Below are 18952 nucleotides of genomic sequence, written 5' to 3' on the forward strand. Positions count from 1 at the left end.
CCGCTGGGGAATTTCTCATGCAAACCTACGTGAACAGCTACTACGCGGCGACCCGCAACCAGACCACCGACTACCCGCAACTCGACGAGTTGGTGGAGTGCGACGTCTGCGTGATCGGCGCCGGTTACACCGGCCTGTCCTCGGCCTTGTTCCTGGCGGAAGCCGGCTACAGCGTCACCGTTCTGGAAGCGGCCAAGGTCGGCTTCGGCGCCAGCGGGCGCAACGGCGGGCAACTGGTCAACTCCTACAGCCGCGATGTGGACGTGATCGAAGAACGCTACGGCGAAAAAAGCGCCGAAGTGCTCGGCAGCATGATCTTCGAAGGTGCCGACATCATCCGTCAGCGCATCCAGCACTACGACATTCAGTGCGACTACCGCCCCGGTGGCATCTTCGCCGCCCTGAACAACAAGCAGCTCAAGGGCCTGGCGGAACAGAAACGCAACTGGGAACGCCTGGGCAATAACAACCTGAAGATGCTCGACAAGGCGCAGATCGACCGCGAAGTCGGCACCAAGAACTACATCGGCGGCCTGCTGGACATGCAGGGCGGCCACATCCACCCGCTGAACCTGGCCCTGGGCGAAGCCAGCGCCATCATCGGTCTGGGCGGCAAGATCTTCGAACAGTCGGCGGCGGTGGAAATCACCTACGGCGAACCCAACGTGGTGCGCACCGCCAAGGGCGTGGTCCGCGCCAAATACCTGCTGATCGCCGGCAACGCCTACCTGCAGCAAGACCTCGACCCCCGCGTGACCCGCAAGAGCATGCCCTGCGGCTCGCAGATCGTGGTTACCGAGCAACTGCCGGAACAACTGGCCCGCAGCCTGATCGCCAACAACTACTGTGTGGAAGACTGCAACTACCTGCTGGACTACTTCCGCCTCACCGGCGACAACCGCCTGCTGTACGGCGGTGGCGTGGTCTACGGCGCCCGGGAGCCGGATGACATCGAGCAACTGATCCGGCCGAAGATCCTCAAGACCTTCCCCCAGCTCAAGGACGTGAAGATCGACTACCGCTGGACCGGCAATTTCCTGCTGACCATGTCGCGCATGCCGCAATTCGGCCGTATCGAAAAGAACGCCTACTACATGCAGGGCTACAGCGGCCACGGCGTCACCTGCTCGCACCTGGCGGGTAAGCTGATTGCCGAAATGATTCGCGGCGACGCCGAACGCTTCAACGCCTTCGCCTCGCTGCCGCACATGCCGATGATCGGCGGCCGCACCTTCCAGGCCCCGCTGACCGCCATGGGCGCCGCGTACTACGCCCTGCGCGACCGCTTCGGCATCTGATGCCACCTCGCTCCTACAGCCCCCACTCCTGTAGGAGCGAGCTTGCTCGCGAAGCTCCGGCCCTTGACTCACCCCAGAAAAAGCCCCGCAAAGCCCCGGAAAACCGGCACTCCATCACCCGGCCTTCACGCCCATCGCCGGTCTTTACAGCTTGCCTGTCAAACATGTTTAAATAGCCGCCTTTTCAGGCTCCAGGGCAGCCAAATCGCGATCTTCGCGACCCAACCGCCGCAAAAATACCCTTAAGTACTTCTCACATAAGGCTGTTATGGACACGGGCACCCGACTCAAACTCGTTCGCGAAAGCTACAAACTCTCCCAGCGCGAGCTGGCCCGCCGTAGCGGCGTGACCAACGCCACCATCTCCCTGATCGAACAGAACCGCGTCAGCCCCTCCGTCAGCTCCCTGAAAAAGCTGCTGGAAGGCATCCCCATGTCCCTGGCCGACTTCTTCACCTTCGACCAACCGCCCCGCGAGCACCAATACGTGTTCCGCGCCAACGAACAGCCGGACCTCGGTCGCGACGGCCTGCGCCTGCTGATGATCGGCGCCCCGGTGGCCAACCGGCAGATGCGCTTTCTGCGTGAGCAGTACGCCCCCGGCGCCAGCTCCGGCGAAGAAGCCATCGTGCATGCCGAAGGCGAGGAGTGCGGGCTGGTTGTTCGCGGCACTGTGGAGTTGACGGTGGATGGGCAGGTGAGTGTTTTGAATCCTGGGGATGGCTATTACTTTCCGACCACTTTGCCTCATAGCTTTCGCAATATTGGGCAGGATGAGGCGGAGATTATCAGTGCCAATACCCCGGCGAACTTTTGAGTGGGGAGACGGGGGGACTGATCTGAAGCGGCTTTTGATAGCCGCTTTTTGTGAGTGAGGAGGGGCTGATCTTATTGGTTTGGCGGTGTTTGCTTTTGACTGTTAATGGTCATTTAGAACGGGCAGCAATAGGCCAGAAGTATCCGCTCGTAACCAGCAGTTTCCGTAGTGAGTCAGTCAGCCGTCGATCAACCTCGCGGAACTGGGACAGTCGAACTTCCAATATTCGCGAGAAAAATGCCGATATCCCGATTGGACTGCAGACAAACCACGCGGCAAGTGGATGGCGCTGTTGCCACAAGTTGCTGCATCTTTTCTCGCGCTGAATTTTTCGTCCGCCACATGAATCTGAAAAACTCTGGCAGGTTCGCCAGCATTTCGGGGCAGTTCTCCGGCAAGTCGGGCCGAGACTGACCGCGTTGGAGCAGCGTTCTGCGCAGTACGCGGAAGAATCGAAGCGTCGCCGAACGATCAATCCATATCAAAAGATCTGCACGGGCCACTCGGTTGTCCCAAGTGGCTGAATGGCCACCTTCGAATATCCAGCGATCTTGAGCCTCTACATCGAGACATAGTCGGGTTTTCTCTTCCGGGCTTCGTTCTATCCATCCTGGCTGCCAGTGGATAGTGTCGATATGGACGACCGGCAAGCCCGTGCGCTGACCAAGCTCACGCGCCAAAGTGCTTTTGCCTGATCCAGGTTGACCAACAATCATCAGCCGTTGCATCGAAGCTCCTTCTCGCTATGCAAGCTGATCTTTTGGGGCGGCGATTTTATGTCACTGCTTACCTTGGTCAACAACAAATGGTCGGCACTACAGGTAGCTAATGGCCGAAAGTAGCGATTCAAAAAGCCGATCACCGTATGCTTTTGCAACGATAAATCGAACGATCGCTTATCCGGAAACGCTCATCGAGCGAATACCGCGTCTACAGTTCGATGCGTCACCGCAATTTAGTGACTGGTCATCGCGGGCCAAAAACTATGGACATAACGCCTCGTTGTCCGATCTGTATGCCTGCGCTCAGCAACGCATCGGCGCAGCCCGCAACCTGCTTGAACTCGGTTGAGTGCTGAGGAAATGAAAAAGGGCGCCGCATTGCGTCGCCCTTATCCTAGAAAAAACACCGTTGGAGCATTCATTGGTGGCCGCGCCAGTAGAATTCGATGTGCCACAACGGCTTTCCTTGAAGGGCATCGCGTATGCCATTGATCACCGCTTGATACTGCTCGGTATCGAGCTTCGACCAGCGTTGTTTTCGTGCTTGTCTCCAGACGGCCTTTAAAGCGCCAATGTCCTGATGGTAGAGCTCATCCAGCAAAAGCTTGTCGATAGGAGGGTGCAGGGCCTGCACATGGGGATGCAGTTCCTGGCCGCCGCAAACAAAGGCGCCCTTGAGATAAACGTTGATGAGCTTTGCTGCGACGCCGTGGCCGAACCCAACCAGGCCTTTGCTCTTGGCCGCTTCGATTGCCAGTTCGCGCCAGATCTTGTGCTGGGCATCGATACGCTCGGGAGGCGGCAGAAGTTCTGGGCCTGCCAGTAGCAGGTGCAGGCCTGTGGCTTCGATGATCACCTTGCCGGTGCTGACACTGAAGCGGCAGGTCTTGGTGCTCGCTGCACGGCCTGCGGCCCAGGTGCAGTAGCGATGCCGGTGCTCGACAATTTCGTAGTCGTTAATCTGCGTCGCAACCTTCATGCAGGCATCTCCAACTGCTCATAGGCGTATAGCCAATGCAGTGTTTCTTGTTCATCGAAGGCCTTGACCTCGACCGCGTCGCTATTGTCTGGCAGCCAGCTGTTATCCCAGGCCCGGACGGTGTCTTGCTTCTTCCACCAGTTGACAATATTCGGGCTCCAGGTTTCGGCAAGCATCAAGCGATAGACACTGCGTGTCCGGGTGGAAGGGGAGATGAATTTTTCCAGTATCGGTGCCAGGGTTTCTGCATTCATACGTTGGAAGTCGTTACGCAGTTGCTCGGCTTTCTCTAGCCTGAACAGGCGCTTGGCCTCGACAAAGAACACCCGCTCCTTGTCGAACAGCATGCAGTCGATCCGATATTCAAAACGTTGGGTCAGTGGGTTGAGAAACGGCACTTCCATAAAGGCATGGGCGCCGTTACGTGCTCCAAAGGCGTTGGCCAATTGAAAGGTGAGGTTGCGTTCGTTTATGCCATTGCGGCCGTAGGAGGGGTAGAACGCACTCAAACTGTGGGAAAAATTTTCCGCGGCTTGTTGAATCACACGGTTGATCACTCGACTCACAGCATCCCTCTGCTTCTGTCCTGGAAAATGGGCCTGCCCTGGTGTTATTGCCCCCGAGGCACGGAGCGCATCATAAATACCTTGGCCAGGGCATGGCCATTAAAATGCCGCTATTGATGGCGCGGCTTTTCGCGTGCTGCGTGCTGGGGCTATCGGGCCGCGCAGGAGGCGGGGTCATGCCATTGGCTATGCCATGCTCGATCCCCCATCCATACCGGCGCTTTCCCACTGTTCAAGCAGCAAACTGCGTCAAACGATCACTGGCGGTTCAACAGGCGCCGCGCCCGGTTGGCGCTGTTGCGTTTTCTGCGGCTCTGGCGAAGTCATCTCGTTCAGCCCGAACCGTAGCTGCCGGTGGCGATAGTAAAAAACGGGAAGTAACGACCGAGGCTGTGTGAAAGCGTCAATGAAAATTGCACGCCTACGTAAACTTCAGGTCTGCCGACTCACAAAATACCAGCAGGTTTTACGTAGCAACGCGGACGTCAAAACGGTGCGTGAGTTTTCATGCGGCCTCGGCTCATAGACGCCAGTTTTCGCTGGGCGGCAACACAGTGAAGACCAGTCTTTGTCCCGGACTGGTGTTTTATGACGCGAAACAATCTTCAGCTCTGATCCGTCACCATGTTTGAATCCTTGCGTGCCAATGGTGAACTTGCCCCTTTCCTGCCTTCATAACGACCAAAAAACAGGTAGTGCTGATAACCACTGGAGAAGGCGTTATTGGCGATTGCGGCCTTCACATCATGGTTCGACTGTAGATACTGATGCTCATCAAAGTCTTCTGCGCTAACTTCGTCGTCCTGCTTTCCAAGTGCTTCATTGTCAATCGGTAGGCCTAGAAGGCTGCGGCGTTGAAAATCCATAATGCGACTGACAGCGTGGCGTTCCAGCGGCCCTTGGTTGGGATACATGGCGTACTCGTGCAAACCATTTTTTGCGCAACGATTGCACATGTCGACGCAATTTTCTTTAGTGGATTTAAGGCTTGTTAGCTGCTCCAGTGGCAGATCCAGATACTTTCCGACTTGGTACTCGGATTGGTTGAAGATAGAGCAGCAAAGTACAGTGTTGCCGTTACAGTCAAGTACCAGCATTTGATCTTTTAGCTTGCACGCCCGCTTCGGGTAGTGTTTGACCAGGTTGATCAGATCGTCGTAGGGCGGTAATGCGAGTCTATTAAGGGTTTCACGATCTGCTTCGGTGACGGACGGATCGCGCTCGATGATGGCAAAGGTTTTTTCCAGCGGCATCATCACAGAATAACCTGTGCTGAAACTGAAGCCCAAGCGCTCGCTGAACTCGCGCATCAAGCTTTCTTCTTCCAGGTTGTCTAAGTAGCGATGGTAGTAGACTTCGATCAATGTATTAAGATTGTATTGCTGCTTGATGTCATGCAGCATGATCATGTTTTGTTTTACAACTTCGATGTCACCTCCCACATGTCCCTGTGCGTAGGTGTTTTGATGGAAGCCGGACAGCGAAATACGGAAAAATGAAGGCTCAGCCCGTAGGGCTTGTTCTATGTTCTTGGCAATGTTCAAGTTGGTGCTAATACCGCTGGCAATGCCTGCGGCGTTTATTATTTGGATAAATTCACCAATTCGCGGGTGAATTAAGGGCTCAGTCCAGTTGTAAAGATGAATCGAGTCGACACCCTCCAGCTTGGCTTTTTCTACTATTTGCCTGAACGTCTCGATCTGCATGGATTTTTTGAAGTTGTTGTTTTCAGAGTTTCCCATGGGGCATGAGGGACAGCTTAAATTACACGCTCCAACTATATCGATAAACATGTGCATTATGGGGCTCTTTATATAAGTTGTGTGAGTGCTGCTGCAGGCTTTCGGTGTTAAATGCGATTTGGTGATCGCTGAATTTCATGCTGGCAATTTGACGCATTTTTTTCAAAGCAAAATTCGAGCCATGGTAGGGGCGATACGATTGTATTAGGTCGAATCTGGCTGTTCTATGCTGGTCGCGACTGGCTGCTTCTGGCTAAAAATAGGCGTTAGTAAGTTGATCACCGGATGTTATTGAAACGATAAACCGCACGATCTCTACCCAGAAACCGTCATCCAGCGTATTCCACTTCGATAGTTCAACATGTCAGCGCTTGTTGGTGACTGACCATCGCGGGCTAAAAAGCTAAGGGCATAACGCCTTGCCTTTAAGCCGATTCCATCTGGCTGTTTGACGACGGTAAAGGCTTGTCTCTCATGGAGCTTCACCAATGACCCGCACCTATACTTTCAACCCATCCAGCTCACCCGTGACGACACCGACCATACCGTCCTATATCTGAACGCCAATGCCTCGTTGCCTGATCTGTATACCTGCACTCAGCAACGCATCGGCGCAGCCCGTTGGAAATTTTCGACTGCGCTTCTGGCTCGCAGTACCTTTCACAAATCCACTTTGCCATCGACCTGTTACTCAGTGAGGGTTTCGATCTGCTACGTACCTGGGTGATAGAACATTGGGGCAGGTTGATCCTGCCTAATCCCGGCTTAGTGCTCGACAAAAAAAGAGGCGCTCCGCAGAGCGCCTCCCCATGCCGGTTACTGCTCGCTGACCGGCTTCGAATCAGCAGCCTCAGCTCCCCCGATCATGATGCGTTTAGGCTTCGCTTCCTCCGGTACAACCCTGAGCAGGTCAATGCTCAGCAGACCGTTGGTGAGCTTCGCACCCTCCACCTCGATGTGATCCATCAAGCGGAACGACAGCCGGAATGCCCGCTGTGCGATACCTTGATGCAGGTAAGTGACAGCTCCGTCGCTTTCTCGCTTGTCACCGGTGACGGTCAACACACCTTTTTCAACCTGAATGTCCAGATCCTCTTCGGCCAGGCCTGCTACCGCGATAACGATCCGGTAGTGGTCATCACCGTGCTTTTCGACGTTGTGCGGAGGATAGGAAGTACCGGCCTCACTGCGAAGCGCCGATTCAAAAAGGTCGTTGAAACGGTCAAAGCCGACCGAGTGGCGGAAAAGTGGGGCCAACGAAAGGGTAGTAGCCATTGCAAAATCTCCTGAGGTTTCTCCAAGTGATTTGAGGCGCGGCCCGCATTCGGCACCGCGCAAGAACCTAGGTATGTGCCAGAAGCAAAACTTCAAGAGCCCCAAAAAATTGATTTTATCTATTAATTTCAAAGAGTTAATCGCCGTTTTTCAATGTGGCGAAGATGCTCGTTGAGCCGCTACAGGTTCTGGCGGTGAATTCAATCAGCCGTTCTTGAGTCCCGGCAGTCCCTGAGCTTTGCGCCATTCCTTCACGGTACTGGTCACCCCCTCGGCGGAGTTATCCGCGCCGGGCTCAGGGTGGAAAATCAGGTCGTAGCCATCTGGATGGCCGGCGAGCTTGCTGAACCTTTCAAGCAACTCGCCTAGCTCATCGTCCGTCCCGCTCTTGTTGACGGTTTGTATGTTTTTCACGAAGGAAATGAATTCGGCTTCGGTCAAATCAGAAATGTCTTCCATGTAGTGCCTGTTCTCTTTCGTGAGGGTCAATGGGGTTTCGTGTGTCGTTGATCTTCAAGCTTTCTGCGTCTTACGCCACCCAAGCGTCTTGGTCTGCGGGGGCACTTTCAAGGGCTCGGCTCTGGGTTCGTTATCTTGCCTCAGCCACCGACCCTCAGCGCCACTCACCGCGTTTTGAGAATCTCCTTAAGGCCCTGCCCGAACTCCTGCGTTAGCGTTTCCTGTCTCCCGGACTGGAGGCTTTTTCACTCATAGCGCAGGATGCCAAATGATCTCTTCCTCTCGCCTGGGCGACAGCCATGTCTGCCCGCTGCCGGGGCACGGCACTACGCCCATCGTTACCGCTTCCAGCAACGTCATCATCAACGGCATGGGCGCGGCCCGGGTCGGTGATGTCTGTGGCTGCGGCGCGGTGATTACCACAGGATTTCCTTCTGTGCTGGTCAATGGCCGGCCCCTGGCCCATGTGGGCAGTCTCACCAGTCACGGTGGCAGCATCGTCAGCGGCTCTGGCGATACCTTCGGCGGCTCGCTTTTCGCGCCCGCCGACGGCGCCGCCATCGTCAACTTCGCCACGCTGGGCGCCATCCGCGCCGATGGCTCGGTGGATGAGTCGCGCATGGCCACGCTGCTGGCCGATCCGGCGCTGACGGAAAAAGCCCAGGCGGCCAATGCGCTGGTCAGCCCATTGGCTGCTTCCACGGCGGCCCTGCAGGAGGGCGTCGAGCCGGGGTTTCATATCGTCGAGCAGCCCATGTCCCGCTCGGCACTGGAGTCCATACTCTTCGCCAGGCCCGATAGCGCGGTGCTGGAGAAGTTTCGCCGCCTCAACCCGCAACTCAGCGACTACGCCAAGCCGGGACAATTGATCGTTCTCAGTGATCCGGCCAACGTCCAGTGCACCCGTGAGGAGGCCTGGCTGATGGAGGTGGCGGAGAAGGTCAACGCGGCACTTGAGCCGATGAGCGATGAAGAGGCCAGTTTCCTGGCGCGCCATCGTGATCTGTTGGAGTCCTTTGCCTCCCAGGGATCGACCGCGCTGGGCGTCGGCGCCGCGATCTTCGCCAAGAACCTGGAGGATGTGAAAGCCTCGCTGCGGGATATCGAGAGCTTGCATCAACGTACTTTTCAGCAGCATGGGCATTTGCGTTCTGTCGAGTTTTTTGCCGAGCGCAAAAGGTTGCTGGCGCAGTTGGATACTCGGTTGACTGCCTTTACCCGCAAGGGGATCGGTTTTCCCGAGCATCCCAAGTTGAAAACGGCGCTGGGGATTTCCAGCCGCAGCCTGGTGCACCACTGGAAACTGGCTGGCGCACCGGGGCAGATACCGGGGTATGCGACGAATATGCAAGGCGTGGCAAAGGCGTCTCAGTATGTAAAGCGCTTGGGCTGGCTGGGTGTCGGGTTGGGTGGGGGCGCTTCGTATCTGAAGGTTCAGGAGGTGTGTACGGCGGGCAATGTTGAGGCTTGTGAACGGGTGAGATTGACAGAGGGAGGCAGTTTTATTGGGGCTGTCGGTGGTGGTATGGCGGCGGGCACGATATTGACGGGTTCTGTTGCAAGCTCCGTTTGTGTGGGGTTAGGAGTTCCTACCCTGGGTGCCGGAGCTCTGGTTTGTGGACTAATAGTTGTAGGGGTTGGTTCTTATGCTGCTGGCACTGCAAGTGGTCTGGTGGGAGAAAAGGTAGGAGAGCGGATCTATGAGATGCAGAAATGAACCTAGTCAGTAGCGTGTATGAATTTTCTGTCCTTCTGGGCGCCGTGGCTCTATCGGGGATTTTCGTTTGGATGGGCGTCTGCCTGTATTGGGGATATACCCAGGTCGATGAGTTTCTGGAGCGTCTCAAGCATTGTTCTGCCGTCATGAACCTGGCTCCGCTTAAGCAGGGCGGTCCTTGGGCAAGGTTGTTGTTGGTCGGGGGGGTGACGTCTATCGTAACTTTTCCACGTGTATATCTTAAGAATGGCGGTGTCAGTGTGGAGGATCTCGATAGTTTTCCGCAGAACTTAAAGAACAGGTTTGCCGTATTGCAGTGGGTTGGGCGCGGACTCATTACGGGACTGCTTATATCTGCCGGAACGATAAAATTAATAGAACTGAGTGTCTGAGTTGTTCGGGAGGAGGGTGTTAAGTGCAGCCTGTGGACAAACTCTCCGGCGAGCTGGTTTATAACCCACATCATTCCATTCAGGCTATTCAGCAGTTCGCGTACACCAAGGGTAAAAATGCAACTGACAGCGCGCTCATCATTGACGCCATGGACTTGCTGTAGCCCTTTGCCTCCCAGGGATCGACCGCGCTGGGCGTCGGCGCCGCGATCTTCGCCAAGAACCTGGAGGATGTTAAAGCCTCGCTGCGGGATATCGAGAGCTTGCATCAGCGTACTTTTCAGCAGCATGGGCATTTGCGTTCTGTCGAGTTTTTTGCCGAGCGCAAAAGGTTGCTGGCGCAGTTGGATACTCGGCTGACTGCCTTTACCCGCAAGGGGATCGGTTTTCCCGAGCATCCCAAGTTGAAAACGGCGCTGGGGATTTCCAGTCGCAGCCTGGTGCATCACTGGAAACTGGCTGGCGCACCGGGGCAGATACCGGGGTATGCGACGAATATGCAAGGCGTGGCAAAGGCGTCTCAGTATGTAAAGCGCTTGGGCTGGCTGGGTGTCGGGTTGGGTGGGGGCGCTTCGTATCTGAAGGTTCAGGAGGTGTGTACGGCGGGCAATGTTGAGGCTTGTGAACGGGTGAGATTGACAGAGGTTGGAGGCTTTCTTGGTGCCGTTGGTGGAAGTGCCGTGGTTGCTGGCTACTTGTCGGGGGGAGCTGCTGGAGCTCTGTGTGTAGCTCTGGGAGTTCCAGCAGGGGGGACTGCTACAGTTGTATGCGTACTTGCAGTAGTTGGGGCCGGGTCTTACGCCAGTGGCGCAGCTATTGGGGCCTTGGGAGAGCAAACGGGCGAAGTAATATACGAGATGATTCAATGATTTTTATCGATTTTTTATACAAGGCTTTAGCGCTGCTGGGTGGAGTATTTATTCTAGGTATGTTTGTTTGGATGTACTTGTGTCTACGTTTGGCATATACGCGAATGGACGAAATACTGGATCTTCTTAAAAACTGCACGGCAATTATGAGTCGCGCGCCACTCAGGCATGGAGGGGCTTTAGGTAAATTGCTGTTGATAGGTGGCATATCAGGGATCGTTGCCTTTCCTGGTTTCCATCTCAAACATGGAGGTGTGAGCATTGAAGATTTGAATGGGCTTCCCACATCACTCAGGAAGAAGTTTGTTTTTTTGCAGTTGAGCGTTATCTGTTTAATTGTTGGGGCGTGTATATGTGCTGCGGGTATAAAGCTGATAAAACTTTATGCGGGGTAAAGCATACGTCAACCCTATGGGGTCGGAGTCTTGGTCAGTGGGTTAAAGGTAGTTGGCTGTCACTGCAGTTGTCTCCCACTCCCTGATCGAACAGAGCGTGTTAGCGTATACATTGACCTTCTTGAAGGAAGTCTTTTAACGCTGCCTGATAAATAGTCAATGGTTTATTTTCAGTGCTGAGTAGGGCGAATGGTATCGCGGTGAGGTGCGAGAACGATATTGAGCTTATGGAGTAGGATTTCTGTCTGCAAACGCCGTGACTATTGTTCAGTGTGAAATCGAACCTGAATAGGTTGGGTCTTGTACACCAGCTAGGAATAAAGCCAAGACTCAAGCCGGTTAAGTAGTCTTGTACGCAAGCGCCTCCAGACGGAAACTCGGAGATTTTTATTTCTAATTCAGGAAGGTGTGGAGCTATAAGTCTTGAACTATTGTCTTGTGCATTTGGGATGATTTTTTGTGTTGCTTCGTATGCGTTCTTTGCGAAGCGGCTGTTTTTCCATGTGGAGTCTATTTTATACGTGAAGCTGGAGATGGTTTCTTTTGTTCTTGGTTCGAAGTGTTCACTGATTGGTGGTTTGGACGTATAGGATGTGCAGCCGGAGCAGGTTATGGCAAAGCTGATAGCAATCAGGCTGTTAATTATTGAGTGACGCATCCTGAGCTTTCCCTGGCTATTGGTTGTTCGGTATTTATTTAGTTGAGCATTCATTACGTACCTTATGTACGTCAGGTTGATTCTGAGCAACCCCGATTGAGTCCTGAAGATACGAAAAAAGCTGGGAGACAGCTATCTGCTAGATCAGAGAAAGCAAATCTACCTCGCTGCCCCAGTGCCTTTTTCTAAAAGTTGAAGCGTTGGTCAAACACGGTCTGCTCGCCCACCATCACGCTGCATTGGCGGGCCACTTCAACTGGTATCACCTTGCCCAGCAACGGCGCCAGCGACTTGTAGAACGCCTTGTCGCAGGCGTCGTCTTTGCTGAAGGCTTGGGCGTTACCGGCCGCGTCTTTTGTGATCCGGCAGCCTGCCACCAATTCGCTGGGCAACTCGTTCAATGGCACTGTTGTCGAGCCGGAGCCCTGCAACTCGATCAGCTCGTTGCATGTGCCCTTGGCCGGACCTTCCTTGATGGTTTTGGTAAAGGCGACGCGTTGGTAGTCGGTACCGGTGAACAGCACCTGGTCGTTAACAGTGACTCGGTATTGTGAGGGTTTGAAGGCGATGGTCTTGATGCAGAACTGCGTCGTGACCGGTTTCCCATTGACCTCAGCGATGGCCGCTTTGCAACCTGGGGTGGCCTGGGTGAAGGAGGTATCGGACGAGCTGACACAACCGGCCAGTGAAAGCAGACACACACCGAACAGCATTCTTTTCATGGGACTTCCTGTGCTCAAACACACCGCCTCCAGCAGGCGGCTGCGGACGCGGATCATACCCGCGACCTGTTGGCCAAAGGCGCAGAGCGGGTATTGAGGGACAGGGGTAGGGCGTCCTGGCCCTTGTCGCCATGTACCAGTATCCGGCCGTCATACCCACAGCTGATCCAGCGACCGGCGCGGGTGGGGAGCACATCGGTTGCAAAGTTGTCGTGTGAGCCGATGATCGCCCCCTGCCGTGAGGGCAGGTCCCAGCGTCTGACGAATCCGTCCTCGCCGCAGGTCAGCAGCATGTGTCGCGCCTCGAAGCGCACGCGCCGGACCGGCCCGTCATGAGCGGCAAGGCAATCCAGGAGCGCCAGCCTCGGTTCGGTCGCTAGCAGGTGCACCGCGCCGTCAAGATCACCAGCGGCCAAGGTGACGCTGCCATCGGCGTCGATCCAGCTCGCCAGCGTCCTCAGGGGGCGGCCCAGATCGAGCACTTGTACGCAGTCCCGCTCCTCGGGTCGCCACAGCCTGACGGTTCCGTCCTCCGATGCGCTGGCGAAACCACCGTTGGCCGTAGGCGCGATCGCCCAGACCCAGCAGGCGTGGGCCTGACGCCTGTCCGCGGCACCTGTGGCCAGGTTCCAGACGGTCAGGCGACCGTCAGCAGCCCCGGTCACGAAGCAGTCAGCGCCTAACCTTGCCGAGGACAGGACGGCCGAGTCCGATGTGCCGACCAACCTTGACTTGCCGGTCGCCAAGGACCAATGCCGGATCGTACGGTCCCGCGAGTGAGAAACCAGCTCGCCAGGCGCCACTTCCACCAGACCCAGAATGGATTGTGTATGTCCGTCAAGCTGACCCAGGCAGCGGCCCTCGCGATTCCATAGCCGGATGGTTGCGTCACGCCCGGCGCTTGCCAAGCCCCGGTCGCCAAGGTCGGCAAGCGCCCATACGTAGCCGCGGTGGCCCGGCTGGAAGGGGCCGGCGACGTGCAAGGATTACTGTGGCTCGTACATCAGGTCACTGCGCATGACGTATTTTTGGCCAGTGTCCACTAAGGCGCCGGCGTGCCAGAGGGTGTGGTCGAATACGATCAGGCTGCCCTTACGCGGGCGCAGCCTGAGCGTCGCATTCCGGTTCGACATGGCGGCGGACCGTCCCTCGAAGAACAGCGTCTCTCCGCCGCTGAATGCATCGTCGTTAAGATAAATCATGAAGGTCAGGCGTGACTGTTGGTGCTGGCGGTGGTGTACACCATCCTGGTGGGCACGGAACTGGGTGCCGGGCCGGTAGCGGCAGAAGCGCAGCCGCTCATTGATGCCGACCGGACGCCAGCCGTCCTCATCGATCACCGTTCCGAGCCTCGGCATCCGCGAGGCGCAGTGCTTCAAGCGTTCGAAGAGTCGCTCGGCCAGAGCTGGGTCGTCTGCCACGATCCGGTCATTATCGCGGTAGGAAGACGGGTAGTCAGACCCTGCGCTGGCGAACCCGCGCTGCTCCGTGGCTTCTATCAACGCTTCGCACTCGCTGGCCGAAAGAAACCCGTGGACCAGTACACAGCGCACCCGGTCACCCAGCGGTAGTTCGACCGAGGCCGACGGAGCAGTGGCCCCCGCCAACAGTTTTTCAGCGAAGGAATTCATCGCAATCTCCAAAGTTGGTCTGATAACCAATATTTGGAAAACTAGGGTGTGGCAGGGTCGATGTCAATGCTAAGCTGGTTGCGCAACCAACATTGGAAAGGTGACATGGCACGGCGCTCGAACACTGATGAAAGACGCGGCCAGATCGTGGCGGCACTCCAGGCCGTCATGGCCAAGGCCGGCTACGCTGGCGCAACCGTAGCGGCCATCGCCCGGCATGCGGAGCTGGCCCCTGGGCTTGTGCACTACCACTTCAAGGACAAGCGCGAGATCTTGGTGGCACTGGTCGACTCACTGGCCGACTACGCCCGTCAGCGTTACGAGTCCCGCGCCGCTGCGGCCCAGACCGCCGAGCAAAGGCTTCAGGCCTATATTGCAGCACACCTGGCCTACGGTTCGGACGCGCAGCCCGATGCGGTGGCGGCGTGGGTGATGATCGGCGAGCAGTCGGCCCACGACCCAGAGGTGCGCGAGGTCTATCAGGCCGTGCTAGCGGCGCAAATGAAGCTCCTCAAGGGCCTGCTCCGGCAGCGATTCGCCGAACGCGGACGCCGCGTCCGAGGGCTCGACGCCCTGGTGGCGGGCATTACCTGCTTTATCCAGGGGGCGTTCACGCTGTCCATCACGGCGCGGCCGCTGCTGCCGACGGCTTTCGCCGCACCGACGTTGATCGCCTGGGTCGAGCGTTACATTGACGGGGAAGAGGAGCGATGAAGGGAACGCCAGAAGGGAACTGCCTATTCCCGGCCGGCGCGCACGGCGCCGCCGAGGTGCCTGATGGTGTGGACTTCGCCGCCTGGGCTCGCCTCTGGGCGGAGCTTGGCGCCGGCTGCCCGCCGCGAGCAACCTACGAAGAGCTCCTGCGACGCTACCGCGAGCCCCATCGTGCGTATCACAACTGCCAGCATTTGCAGGAATGCCTCCAGGTGCGCCGACTGATCAACGCTGCCTGCCAGGCCCCCGCCGAAGTCGACCTCGCACTTTGGTTTCATGACGCCATCTACGACCCCCTTCGCAACGACAACGAGCTGCGCAGTGCGCAATGGCTGGACGAGGTGGCACGCGATAGCGGCCTGGGCGATGAAATCCGACGCAGGCTTTACGGCCTGATCATGGTGACGCGACACGACGGCGCTCCAGCGTCGGCAGACGAGGCCGTGCTGGTGGACACGGATCTGGCGATCCTTGGGACATCGGCCGCACGGTTTGATGAGTACGACCGCCAAGTCCGTCGCGAGTACCGATATGTGCCGCTGTTTGTGTACCGCCGAAAGCGGCGCCAGGTCCTGGAGGGCTTCCTGGCACGCGGGCGCATCTATACGACCGAACCGTACTTCGATGCATTCGAACAGCAAGCCCGCGCCAATCTTGCCCGCGCCATCAAGCGTCTCGACTGAGAAACAGCCAACAGCGGAGGCAGGGCATTCGCCTTCTCAGGTGCTTGGCCACTTGGCAGATCAACCCGCCACCGCAAACAGATGACGGGGCATCGCCGGCCAAAAAAACATGGTTACAGGTCACACAGGCTGCCGTTGCGCTCTTGATCTCGACCTAAGGCTTGGCCCGATCCCATCGACACTCCGCCAATCGGTGCTCATCGGTTCCGCTCTTTTCTCGCCTGTCGATGTCGCCGTCGGCGTTAAGGTAGATATGGGTGTTGGGCCATTGCGGGGTGATGCTGATGCAATGATTGCGTCCGGTGTTCTTGCTCCACCAGGAAAACTCCATAAAGAATTCGTCGTCCGGGAAGAGCACGCCATGGTCGGTTGCGCCGCCTCCAGGAAGCATTCCTCCTTTATCAATCCGATCCTGGACATTCCAGATGTACCTGAGCTCATCCCGGCCGGCTTGGGAGTAGTGAACAGTCACCCTTGGCAACGCGAAGTCCCAATGGGTGACCAGCCCAAGCAGCAGCGGTATCCAGAGCCGCTTTAGGTACCATGGCCGGCGCGTGCCTGCGTGGCGGGGCCAGAATTTCATCTCCATCCTTTGGGCGTATTTTTTTGGGGGGGCGTGGGGTTGCTAGTGGAGACGGCAGTGTGGCAGCCGGTCGTTATCCACGTCCGGCTGCTGTGTGGCTTCTCGTGCTGACGGTCAGCAGCCAGAAGTCTTGAGTTCCGTGCCGATGGTCACCGCGTTGACCTGCACTTTCTCAAAGGCCTTCTGCGCGGCGGCGTCGTATTTCTGGTCGCAGTTGAAGCGTGTCTCCATCACGTAGTCTTCGCCCTCGGCTTTGCGCATCTGCGCTTCCCACTGGTTGGCGGCGTTGAGCGCGGGATCCGAGGCCAGCACCACCTCCAGCAGCACCTCTCTGAAACCTATGGCGCGAGGGCCTTCCCAGTGGGCATAGACGGAAGGGTCGGCGGCGTTGCCGCACATGCTCAGGCAACTGGCGCTGTAGCTCAGGCCGCCACCGGACGATGCGTTGAAGGCGCCGACGGTGAGGGGTTTGCCTGGGGCGGGGGCGAAGCTGCCGACGAACTGGGTCAGGTCGGCCTGGCATTTGGGCGTCAGCTCCATGCGCAGTTTGCTGACTGTGCCGCCCTCTATGGTGGCGGTGATATCGCAGCCCTGGACTTTGAACTTGTGCTCATCGCCGAAGGATTCCCGAGGGATTCCGGCGACGGATTCAAAGTAACGCTGATTGGTGCCCAGCATCTCGCCGGTGAAGACTTGGGCCACGGAAGTGGCGTGGGCAACGTCGATAGACAGGGCCAGTGTCGAGGCAAAAAGGCCGTAGGTCAGCTTGTTCATGGCAGAGTCCTTTCAATGGGGCGGTCAGTGCCTGTGGTCATCTTCAGGCGGGTTCGGGGGGGGGGGCGGAGTCTAGCAGGCGTCGCTGCTGCATTTTTTGGGGGCTTGCTGATTGCTCTGGGTGTTGATGCCTATCCGCGGAAAGTTGCTTCAGGCCGCAAGTGTTCACTTAAGAACGGCTGAGGACAGCGTGGCGCGCTCAGTTGCTTAAAACACGACATAAAACACCGATCACCAAAGCAATCAGGGGCCGAGAATAGCTCATTTGCTGAACGTGGATGGCATGGATGACGATCCCTGTCGCTGAATTGTTGTTCGTTAGGATACCGCTCTACATCACTTGCCTGCGCACAGTTCCTGCCATCGGGGCTAAGCGTTGTGCCGCCCCGAGGGGAGCCGTCGGCGGCTAGCGCTTGGCCATGCAATGAGCGTTGACGAAGGTTGCAGTGTGCCGCAGAGACTGGCGTATATCCGGTTTGGCGATTGCGTGCCTGTTGGCAAATTGCTCGACGGCCGCGGTATCAAAACGCGTGGTCTGGATAAAGTCCAGGGCTTCGGGTTGGGTATTCATCAATCGCGCGACGGGTGGAATGCTCAGCAGCCACTTCAGCAGGCGAAGCGAAACGTGATGCCTGGGCGACTTCAAGCCCAAGGGTTGGGCCACCTGTGCCAACAGTTCTCGCAAGTTGGGCGTTTGCGCATCCAGCGCCAGCAGTTCCTGGCCGGCCATGGCCGGGTCAAAGGCACAGGCCGCCATCAGCTCAACTAGGTAATCCACGGTGACCAGTGGCAGCCAGTGCTGGGCGGTGCCGGGCACGGCCGTCAGCTTTCCCTGCACCAGGTTGCGTATCAGCGCCACCAGGGGCTGGCCGTCGAGGATATGCCCGGTGCGGCTGTGGCCACACACCGTCGCCGGGTGGACAACGGTCAGCTCGCCACCCTTGGCGGACATGGTCTCCAGGGTCGCAAAATGTGCTTCCAGCTTGCTCGCCTCGTAACCACCGACCTGCCGGTAGACCGCAGGCCAATCGGTCCGCTGCGGATGACGAGGATCGATGCCGATGCGTTGCAGGTGCTTATGGTTTTTCAGCATGTAGCCGCCGATCATCACTAACCGGCTGTTCTGCTCAGCCGCCAGCAGCGCCACGCGCTGGGCTCCTGCAACGTTCACCGCGCGCGACTGCGCCAGGGAAAGCCCCCAAGCGAAGTGGGCGCCCAGGTGGAAGACGACGCCGGCGTGCCTCAGCGCTGCTCGGTCGTCAGGACTCAGCCCGAGGTTGTCCCGTTCCAGATCGCCGGCCACGGCCAATACCCGGGTGCCACAGCCGCCCAAATGCTCGACTTGCTCGCGCAGTGCCGCGAGTCGCTCGGGACGACGCATCAATACCCGGACGGTGTGGCCTTTCGCACTCAGGTGCGCCAGCAAATGTTGACCGATGAAGCCGGTACCCCCGGTGACAAAACACTCCACGCTCATTTCCCTGTTCCTTGTTGACGGTGAGAAATCAAGCGTAAACTGTCGACCCAACTCTACAGTCAAGCGGTGTTTTCATGAAAATCGGTGAAATCGAGGCCCGCAGTGGCGCCAGCCGTCATACGCTGCGTTACTACGAGCAAATCGGCCTGATCTCTCCGCAGCGGCGAACCAACAACTATCGCGTTTACACCGCGCAAACCCTGCAGGATCTGGACTTTATCCAGCGCGCGCAAAGCATGGGGTTTTCCCTGGGGGAAATAGGCGAGATTCTGGAGGCGCAGCGCAACCAGCAGATCGACTGTGCCGAGGGCGCCAAGCTCATTGAAAAGAAGATGGCCCAGATCAAGCAGAAGATCGCCAACTTCCAGGGCATTTATCGCTACCTGGACCAAGAGCGTGCAAAGCTCGAAGCCAGCGCCGCCGAGCAACTTGAGCTGCAGCGGCGGAACAACCCCTAGCCCGCATCCCTAGCCCGCACC

Annotated in this window: 22 protein-coding genes; 10 read left to right on the forward strand and 12 right to left on the reverse strand. The window is 57.3% G+C overall.

The window, feature by feature from the left end:
• Positions 1-17 precede the first annotated feature (17 nt).
• Entirely contained in the window at positions 18-1298 is a 1281-nt protein-coding gene (locus GWQ44_RS25865; protein WP_065363688.1) for an FAD-binding oxidoreductase, read from the forward strand.
• Between the two features lie 268 nt (positions 1299-1566).
• Positions 1567-2115, forward strand: a complete 549-nt coding sequence (locus GWQ44_RS25870; protein ID WP_016968722.1) for a cupin domain-containing protein — start codon at positions 1567-1569, stop codon at positions 2113-2115.
• 188 nt (positions 2116-2303) lie between these two features.
• Here GWQ44_RS25870 and GWQ44_RS25875 read toward each other — a convergent pair whose 3' ends face one another.
• From GWQ44_RS25875 to GWQ44_RS25900, 6 genes are all read right to left on the reverse strand, one after another.
• Positions 2304-2843 carry an AAA family ATPase gene (locus tag GWQ44_RS25875; RefSeq protein WP_275928567.1) on the reverse strand — a complete coding sequence of 180 codons (540 nt, stop codon included), beginning with the start codon at positions 2841-2843 and terminating at the stop codon, positions 2304-2306.
• Positions 2844-3255: 412 nt separating this feature from the next.
• On the reverse strand, positions 3256-3816 hold the full coding sequence (locus tag GWQ44_RS25880; protein ID WP_275928568.1) for a hypothetical protein: 561 nt from the start codon (positions 3814-3816) through the stop codon (positions 3256-3258).
• Positions 3813-4373 (reverse strand): hypothetical protein, encoded by a 561-nt coding sequence (locus GWQ44_RS25885; protein ID WP_179596921.1) that lies wholly within the window; start codon positions 4371-4373, stop codon positions 3813-3815. The genes GWQ44_RS25880 and GWQ44_RS25885 overlap by 4 nt, the downstream gene beginning before the upstream one ends.
• Before the next feature lie 614 nt (positions 4374-4987).
• Complete coding sequence (locus GWQ44_RS25890) at positions 4988-6181, reverse strand: radical SAM protein (protein WP_103741901.1); 1194 nt, start codon at positions 6179-6181, stop codon at positions 4988-4990.
• Between the two features lie 759 nt (positions 6182-6940).
• Complete coding sequence (locus GWQ44_RS25895; RefSeq protein WP_016968718.1) at positions 6941-7399, reverse strand: Hsp20 family protein; 459 nt, start codon at positions 7397-7399, stop codon at positions 6941-6943.
• A 204-nt stretch (positions 7400-7603) separates the two neighbouring features.
• Positions 7604-7858: a bacteriocin immunity protein gene (locus GWQ44_RS25900; RefSeq protein WP_275928569.1), complete on the reverse strand. Its 255-nt coding sequence runs from the start codon at positions 7856-7858 to the stop codon at positions 7604-7606.
• 268 nt (positions 7859-8126) lie between these two features.
• Between GWQ44_RS25900 and GWQ44_RS25905 the strand changes: the two genes are divergently transcribed.
• The 5 genes from GWQ44_RS25905 to GWQ44_RS25925 all read left to right on the forward strand — a co-directional run bounded on the left by GWQ44_RS25905 (position 8127) and on the right by GWQ44_RS25925 (position 11231).
• On the forward strand, positions 8127-9575 hold the full coding sequence (locus tag GWQ44_RS25905) for a PAAR domain-containing protein (RefSeq protein WP_275928570.1): 1449 nt from the start codon (positions 8127-8129) through the stop codon (positions 9573-9575).
• A complete protein-coding gene (locus GWQ44_RS25910) occupies positions 9572-9967 on the forward strand; it encodes a hypothetical protein (protein ID WP_016968654.1) in 396 nt (131 codons plus the stop codon). The genes GWQ44_RS25905 and GWQ44_RS25910 overlap by 4 nt, the downstream gene beginning before the upstream one ends.
• A 23-nt stretch (positions 9968-9990) precedes the next feature.
• Entirely contained in the window at positions 9991-10131 is a 141-nt protein-coding gene (locus tag GWQ44_RS25915) for a hypothetical protein (RefSeq protein WP_275928625.1), read from the forward strand.
• 99 nt (positions 10132-10230) lie between these two features.
• The gene (locus GWQ44_RS25920) at positions 10231-10836 is read left to right on the forward strand and encodes a hypothetical protein (protein ID WP_275928571.1); all 606 of its coding nucleotides are present in this window, start codon (positions 10231-10233) and stop codon (positions 10834-10836) included.
• The gene (locus GWQ44_RS25925; RefSeq protein WP_253165920.1) at positions 10833-11231 is read left to right on the forward strand and encodes a hypothetical protein; all 399 of its coding nucleotides are present in this window, start codon (positions 10833-10835) and stop codon (positions 11229-11231) included. Before GWQ44_RS25920 ends, GWQ44_RS25925 begins: the two co-directional genes overlap by 4 nt.
• An 843-nt stretch (positions 11232-12074) precedes the next feature.
• Here the strand turns inward: GWQ44_RS25925 and GWQ44_RS25930 are convergent.
• Genes GWQ44_RS25930 through GWQ44_RS25940 form a run of 3 tightly spaced genes read right to left on the reverse strand, consistent with a single transcriptional unit; the run spans position 12075 to position 14242 of the window.
• Complete coding sequence (locus tag GWQ44_RS25930; RefSeq protein WP_275928572.1) at positions 12075-12611, reverse strand: hypothetical protein; 537 nt, start codon at positions 12609-12611, stop codon at positions 12075-12077.
• A gap of 53 nt (positions 12612-12664) precedes the next feature.
• Positions 12665-13594, reverse strand: a complete 930-nt coding sequence (locus GWQ44_RS25935) for a hypothetical protein (RefSeq protein WP_275928573.1) — start codon at positions 13592-13594, stop codon at positions 12665-12667.
• A gap of 3 nt (positions 13595-13597) precedes the next feature.
• Entirely contained in the window at positions 13598-14242 is a 645-nt protein-coding gene (locus GWQ44_RS25940; protein WP_275928574.1) for a 2OG-Fe(II) oxygenase, read from the reverse strand.
• A gap of 105 nt (positions 14243-14347) precedes the next feature.
• On the opposite strand from GWQ44_RS25940, the gene GWQ44_RS25945 reads away from it, so the two are divergent.
• Positions 14348-14956 (forward strand): TetR family transcriptional regulator, encoded by a 609-nt coding sequence (locus GWQ44_RS25945; RefSeq protein WP_275928575.1) that lies wholly within the window; start codon positions 14348-14350, stop codon positions 14954-14956.
• Complete coding sequence (locus tag GWQ44_RS25950; RefSeq protein WP_275928576.1) at positions 14953-15639, forward strand: hypothetical protein; 687 nt, start codon at positions 14953-14955, stop codon at positions 15637-15639. Before GWQ44_RS25945 ends, GWQ44_RS25950 begins: the two co-directional genes overlap by 4 nt.
• Positions 15640-15793: 154 nt before the next feature.
• Here GWQ44_RS25950 and GWQ44_RS25955 read toward each other — a convergent pair whose 3' ends face one another.
• The 3 genes from GWQ44_RS25955 to GWQ44_RS25965 form a co-directional block, all read right to left on the reverse strand.
• Entirely contained in the window at positions 15794-16222 is a 429-nt protein-coding gene (locus GWQ44_RS25955) for a hypothetical protein (RefSeq protein WP_275928577.1), read from the reverse strand.
• Positions 16223-16336: 114 nt separating this feature from the next.
• Positions 16337-16996 carry a hypothetical protein gene (locus GWQ44_RS25960; protein WP_275928578.1) on the reverse strand — a complete coding sequence of 220 codons (660 nt, stop codon included), beginning with the start codon at positions 16994-16996 and terminating at the stop codon, positions 16337-16339.
• A 406-nt stretch (positions 16997-17402) separates the two neighbouring features.
• Positions 17403-18473 carry an SDR family oxidoreductase gene (locus GWQ44_RS25965; RefSeq protein ID WP_275928579.1) on the reverse strand — a complete coding sequence of 357 codons (1071 nt, stop codon included), beginning with the start codon at positions 18471-18473 and terminating at the stop codon, positions 17403-17405.
• Between the two features lie 74 nt (positions 18474-18547).
• Here GWQ44_RS25965 and GWQ44_RS25970 point away from each other — a divergent pair, with 74 nt between their 5' ends.
• Complete coding sequence (locus tag GWQ44_RS25970) at positions 18548-18931, forward strand: MerR family transcriptional regulator (protein WP_016963274.1); 384 nt, start codon at positions 18548-18550, stop codon at positions 18929-18931.
• Positions 18932-18952: the final 21 nt, after the last annotated feature.

Origin of the sequence: Pseudomonas sp. 3MA1 (assembly GCF_029237275.1) — a bacterium.
GTDB lineage: Bacteria > Pseudomonadota > Gammaproteobacteria > Pseudomonadales > Pseudomonadaceae > Aquipseudomonas > Aquipseudomonas fluorescens_AP.

Coding starts and splice junctions, on each gene's coding strand:
- GWQ44_RS25910 (WP_016968654.1), top strand. CDS start 9,572: ATGAACCTAGTCAGTAGCGTGTATGAATTTTCTGTCCTTCTGGGCGCC.
- GWQ44_RS25930 (WP_275928572.1), bottom strand. CDS start 12,611: ATGAAAAGAATGCTGTTCGGTGTGTGTCTGCTTTCACTGGCCGGTTGT.
- GWQ44_RS25890 (WP_103741901.1), bottom strand. CDS start 6,181: ATGCACATGTTTATCGATATAGTTGGAGCGTGTAATTTAAGCTGTCCC.
- GWQ44_RS25895 (WP_016968718.1), bottom strand. CDS start 7,399: ATGGCTACTACCCTTTCGTTGGCCCCACTTTTCCGCCACTCGGTCGGC.
- GWQ44_RS25960 (WP_275928578.1), bottom strand. CDS start 16,996: ATGAACAAGCTGACCTACGGCCTTTTTGCCTCGACACTGGCCCTGTCT.
- GWQ44_RS25900 (WP_275928569.1), bottom strand. CDS start 7,858: ATGGAAGACATTTCTGATTTGACCGAAGCCGAATTCATTTCCTTCGTG.
- GWQ44_RS25950 (WP_275928576.1), top strand. CDS start 14,953: ATGAAGGGAACGCCAGAAGGGAACTGCCTATTCCCGGCCGGCGCGCAC.
- GWQ44_RS25955 (WP_275928577.1), bottom strand. CDS start 16,222: ATGAAATTCTGGCCCCGCCACGCAGGCACGCGCCGGCCATGGTACCTA.
- GWQ44_RS25970 (WP_016963274.1), top strand. CDS start 18,548: ATGAAAATCGGTGAAATCGAGGCCCGCAGTGGCGCCAGCCGTCATACG.
- GWQ44_RS25875 (WP_275928567.1), bottom strand. CDS start 2,843: ATGCAACGGCTGATGATTGTTGGTCAACCTGGATCAGGCAAAAGCACT.
- GWQ44_RS25865 (WP_065363688.1), top strand. CDS start 18: ATGCAAACCTACGTGAACAGCTACTACGCGGCGACCCGCAACCAGACC.
- GWQ44_RS25940 (WP_275928574.1), bottom strand. CDS start 14,242: ATGAATTCCTTCGCTGAAAAACTGTTGGCGGGGGCCACTGCTCCGTCG.
- GWQ44_RS25945 (WP_275928575.1), top strand. CDS start 14,348: ATGGCACGGCGCTCGAACACTGATGAAAGACGCGGCCAGATCGTGGCG.
- GWQ44_RS25925 (WP_253165920.1), top strand. CDS start 10,833: ATGATTTTTATCGATTTTTTATACAAGGCTTTAGCGCTGCTGGGTGGA.
- GWQ44_RS25965 (WP_275928579.1), bottom strand. CDS start 18,473: ATGAGCGTGGAGTGTTTTGTCACCGGGGGTACCGGCTTCATCGGTCAA.
- GWQ44_RS25905 (WP_275928570.1), top strand. CDS start 8,127: ATGATCTCTTCCTCTCGCCTGGGCGACAGCCATGTCTGCCCGCTGCCG.
- GWQ44_RS25870 (WP_016968722.1), top strand. CDS start 1,567: ATGGACACGGGCACCCGACTCAAACTCGTTCGCGAAAGCTACAAACTC.
- GWQ44_RS25880 (WP_275928568.1), bottom strand. CDS start 3,816: ATGAAGGTTGCGACGCAGATTAACGACTACGAAATTGTCGAGCACCGG.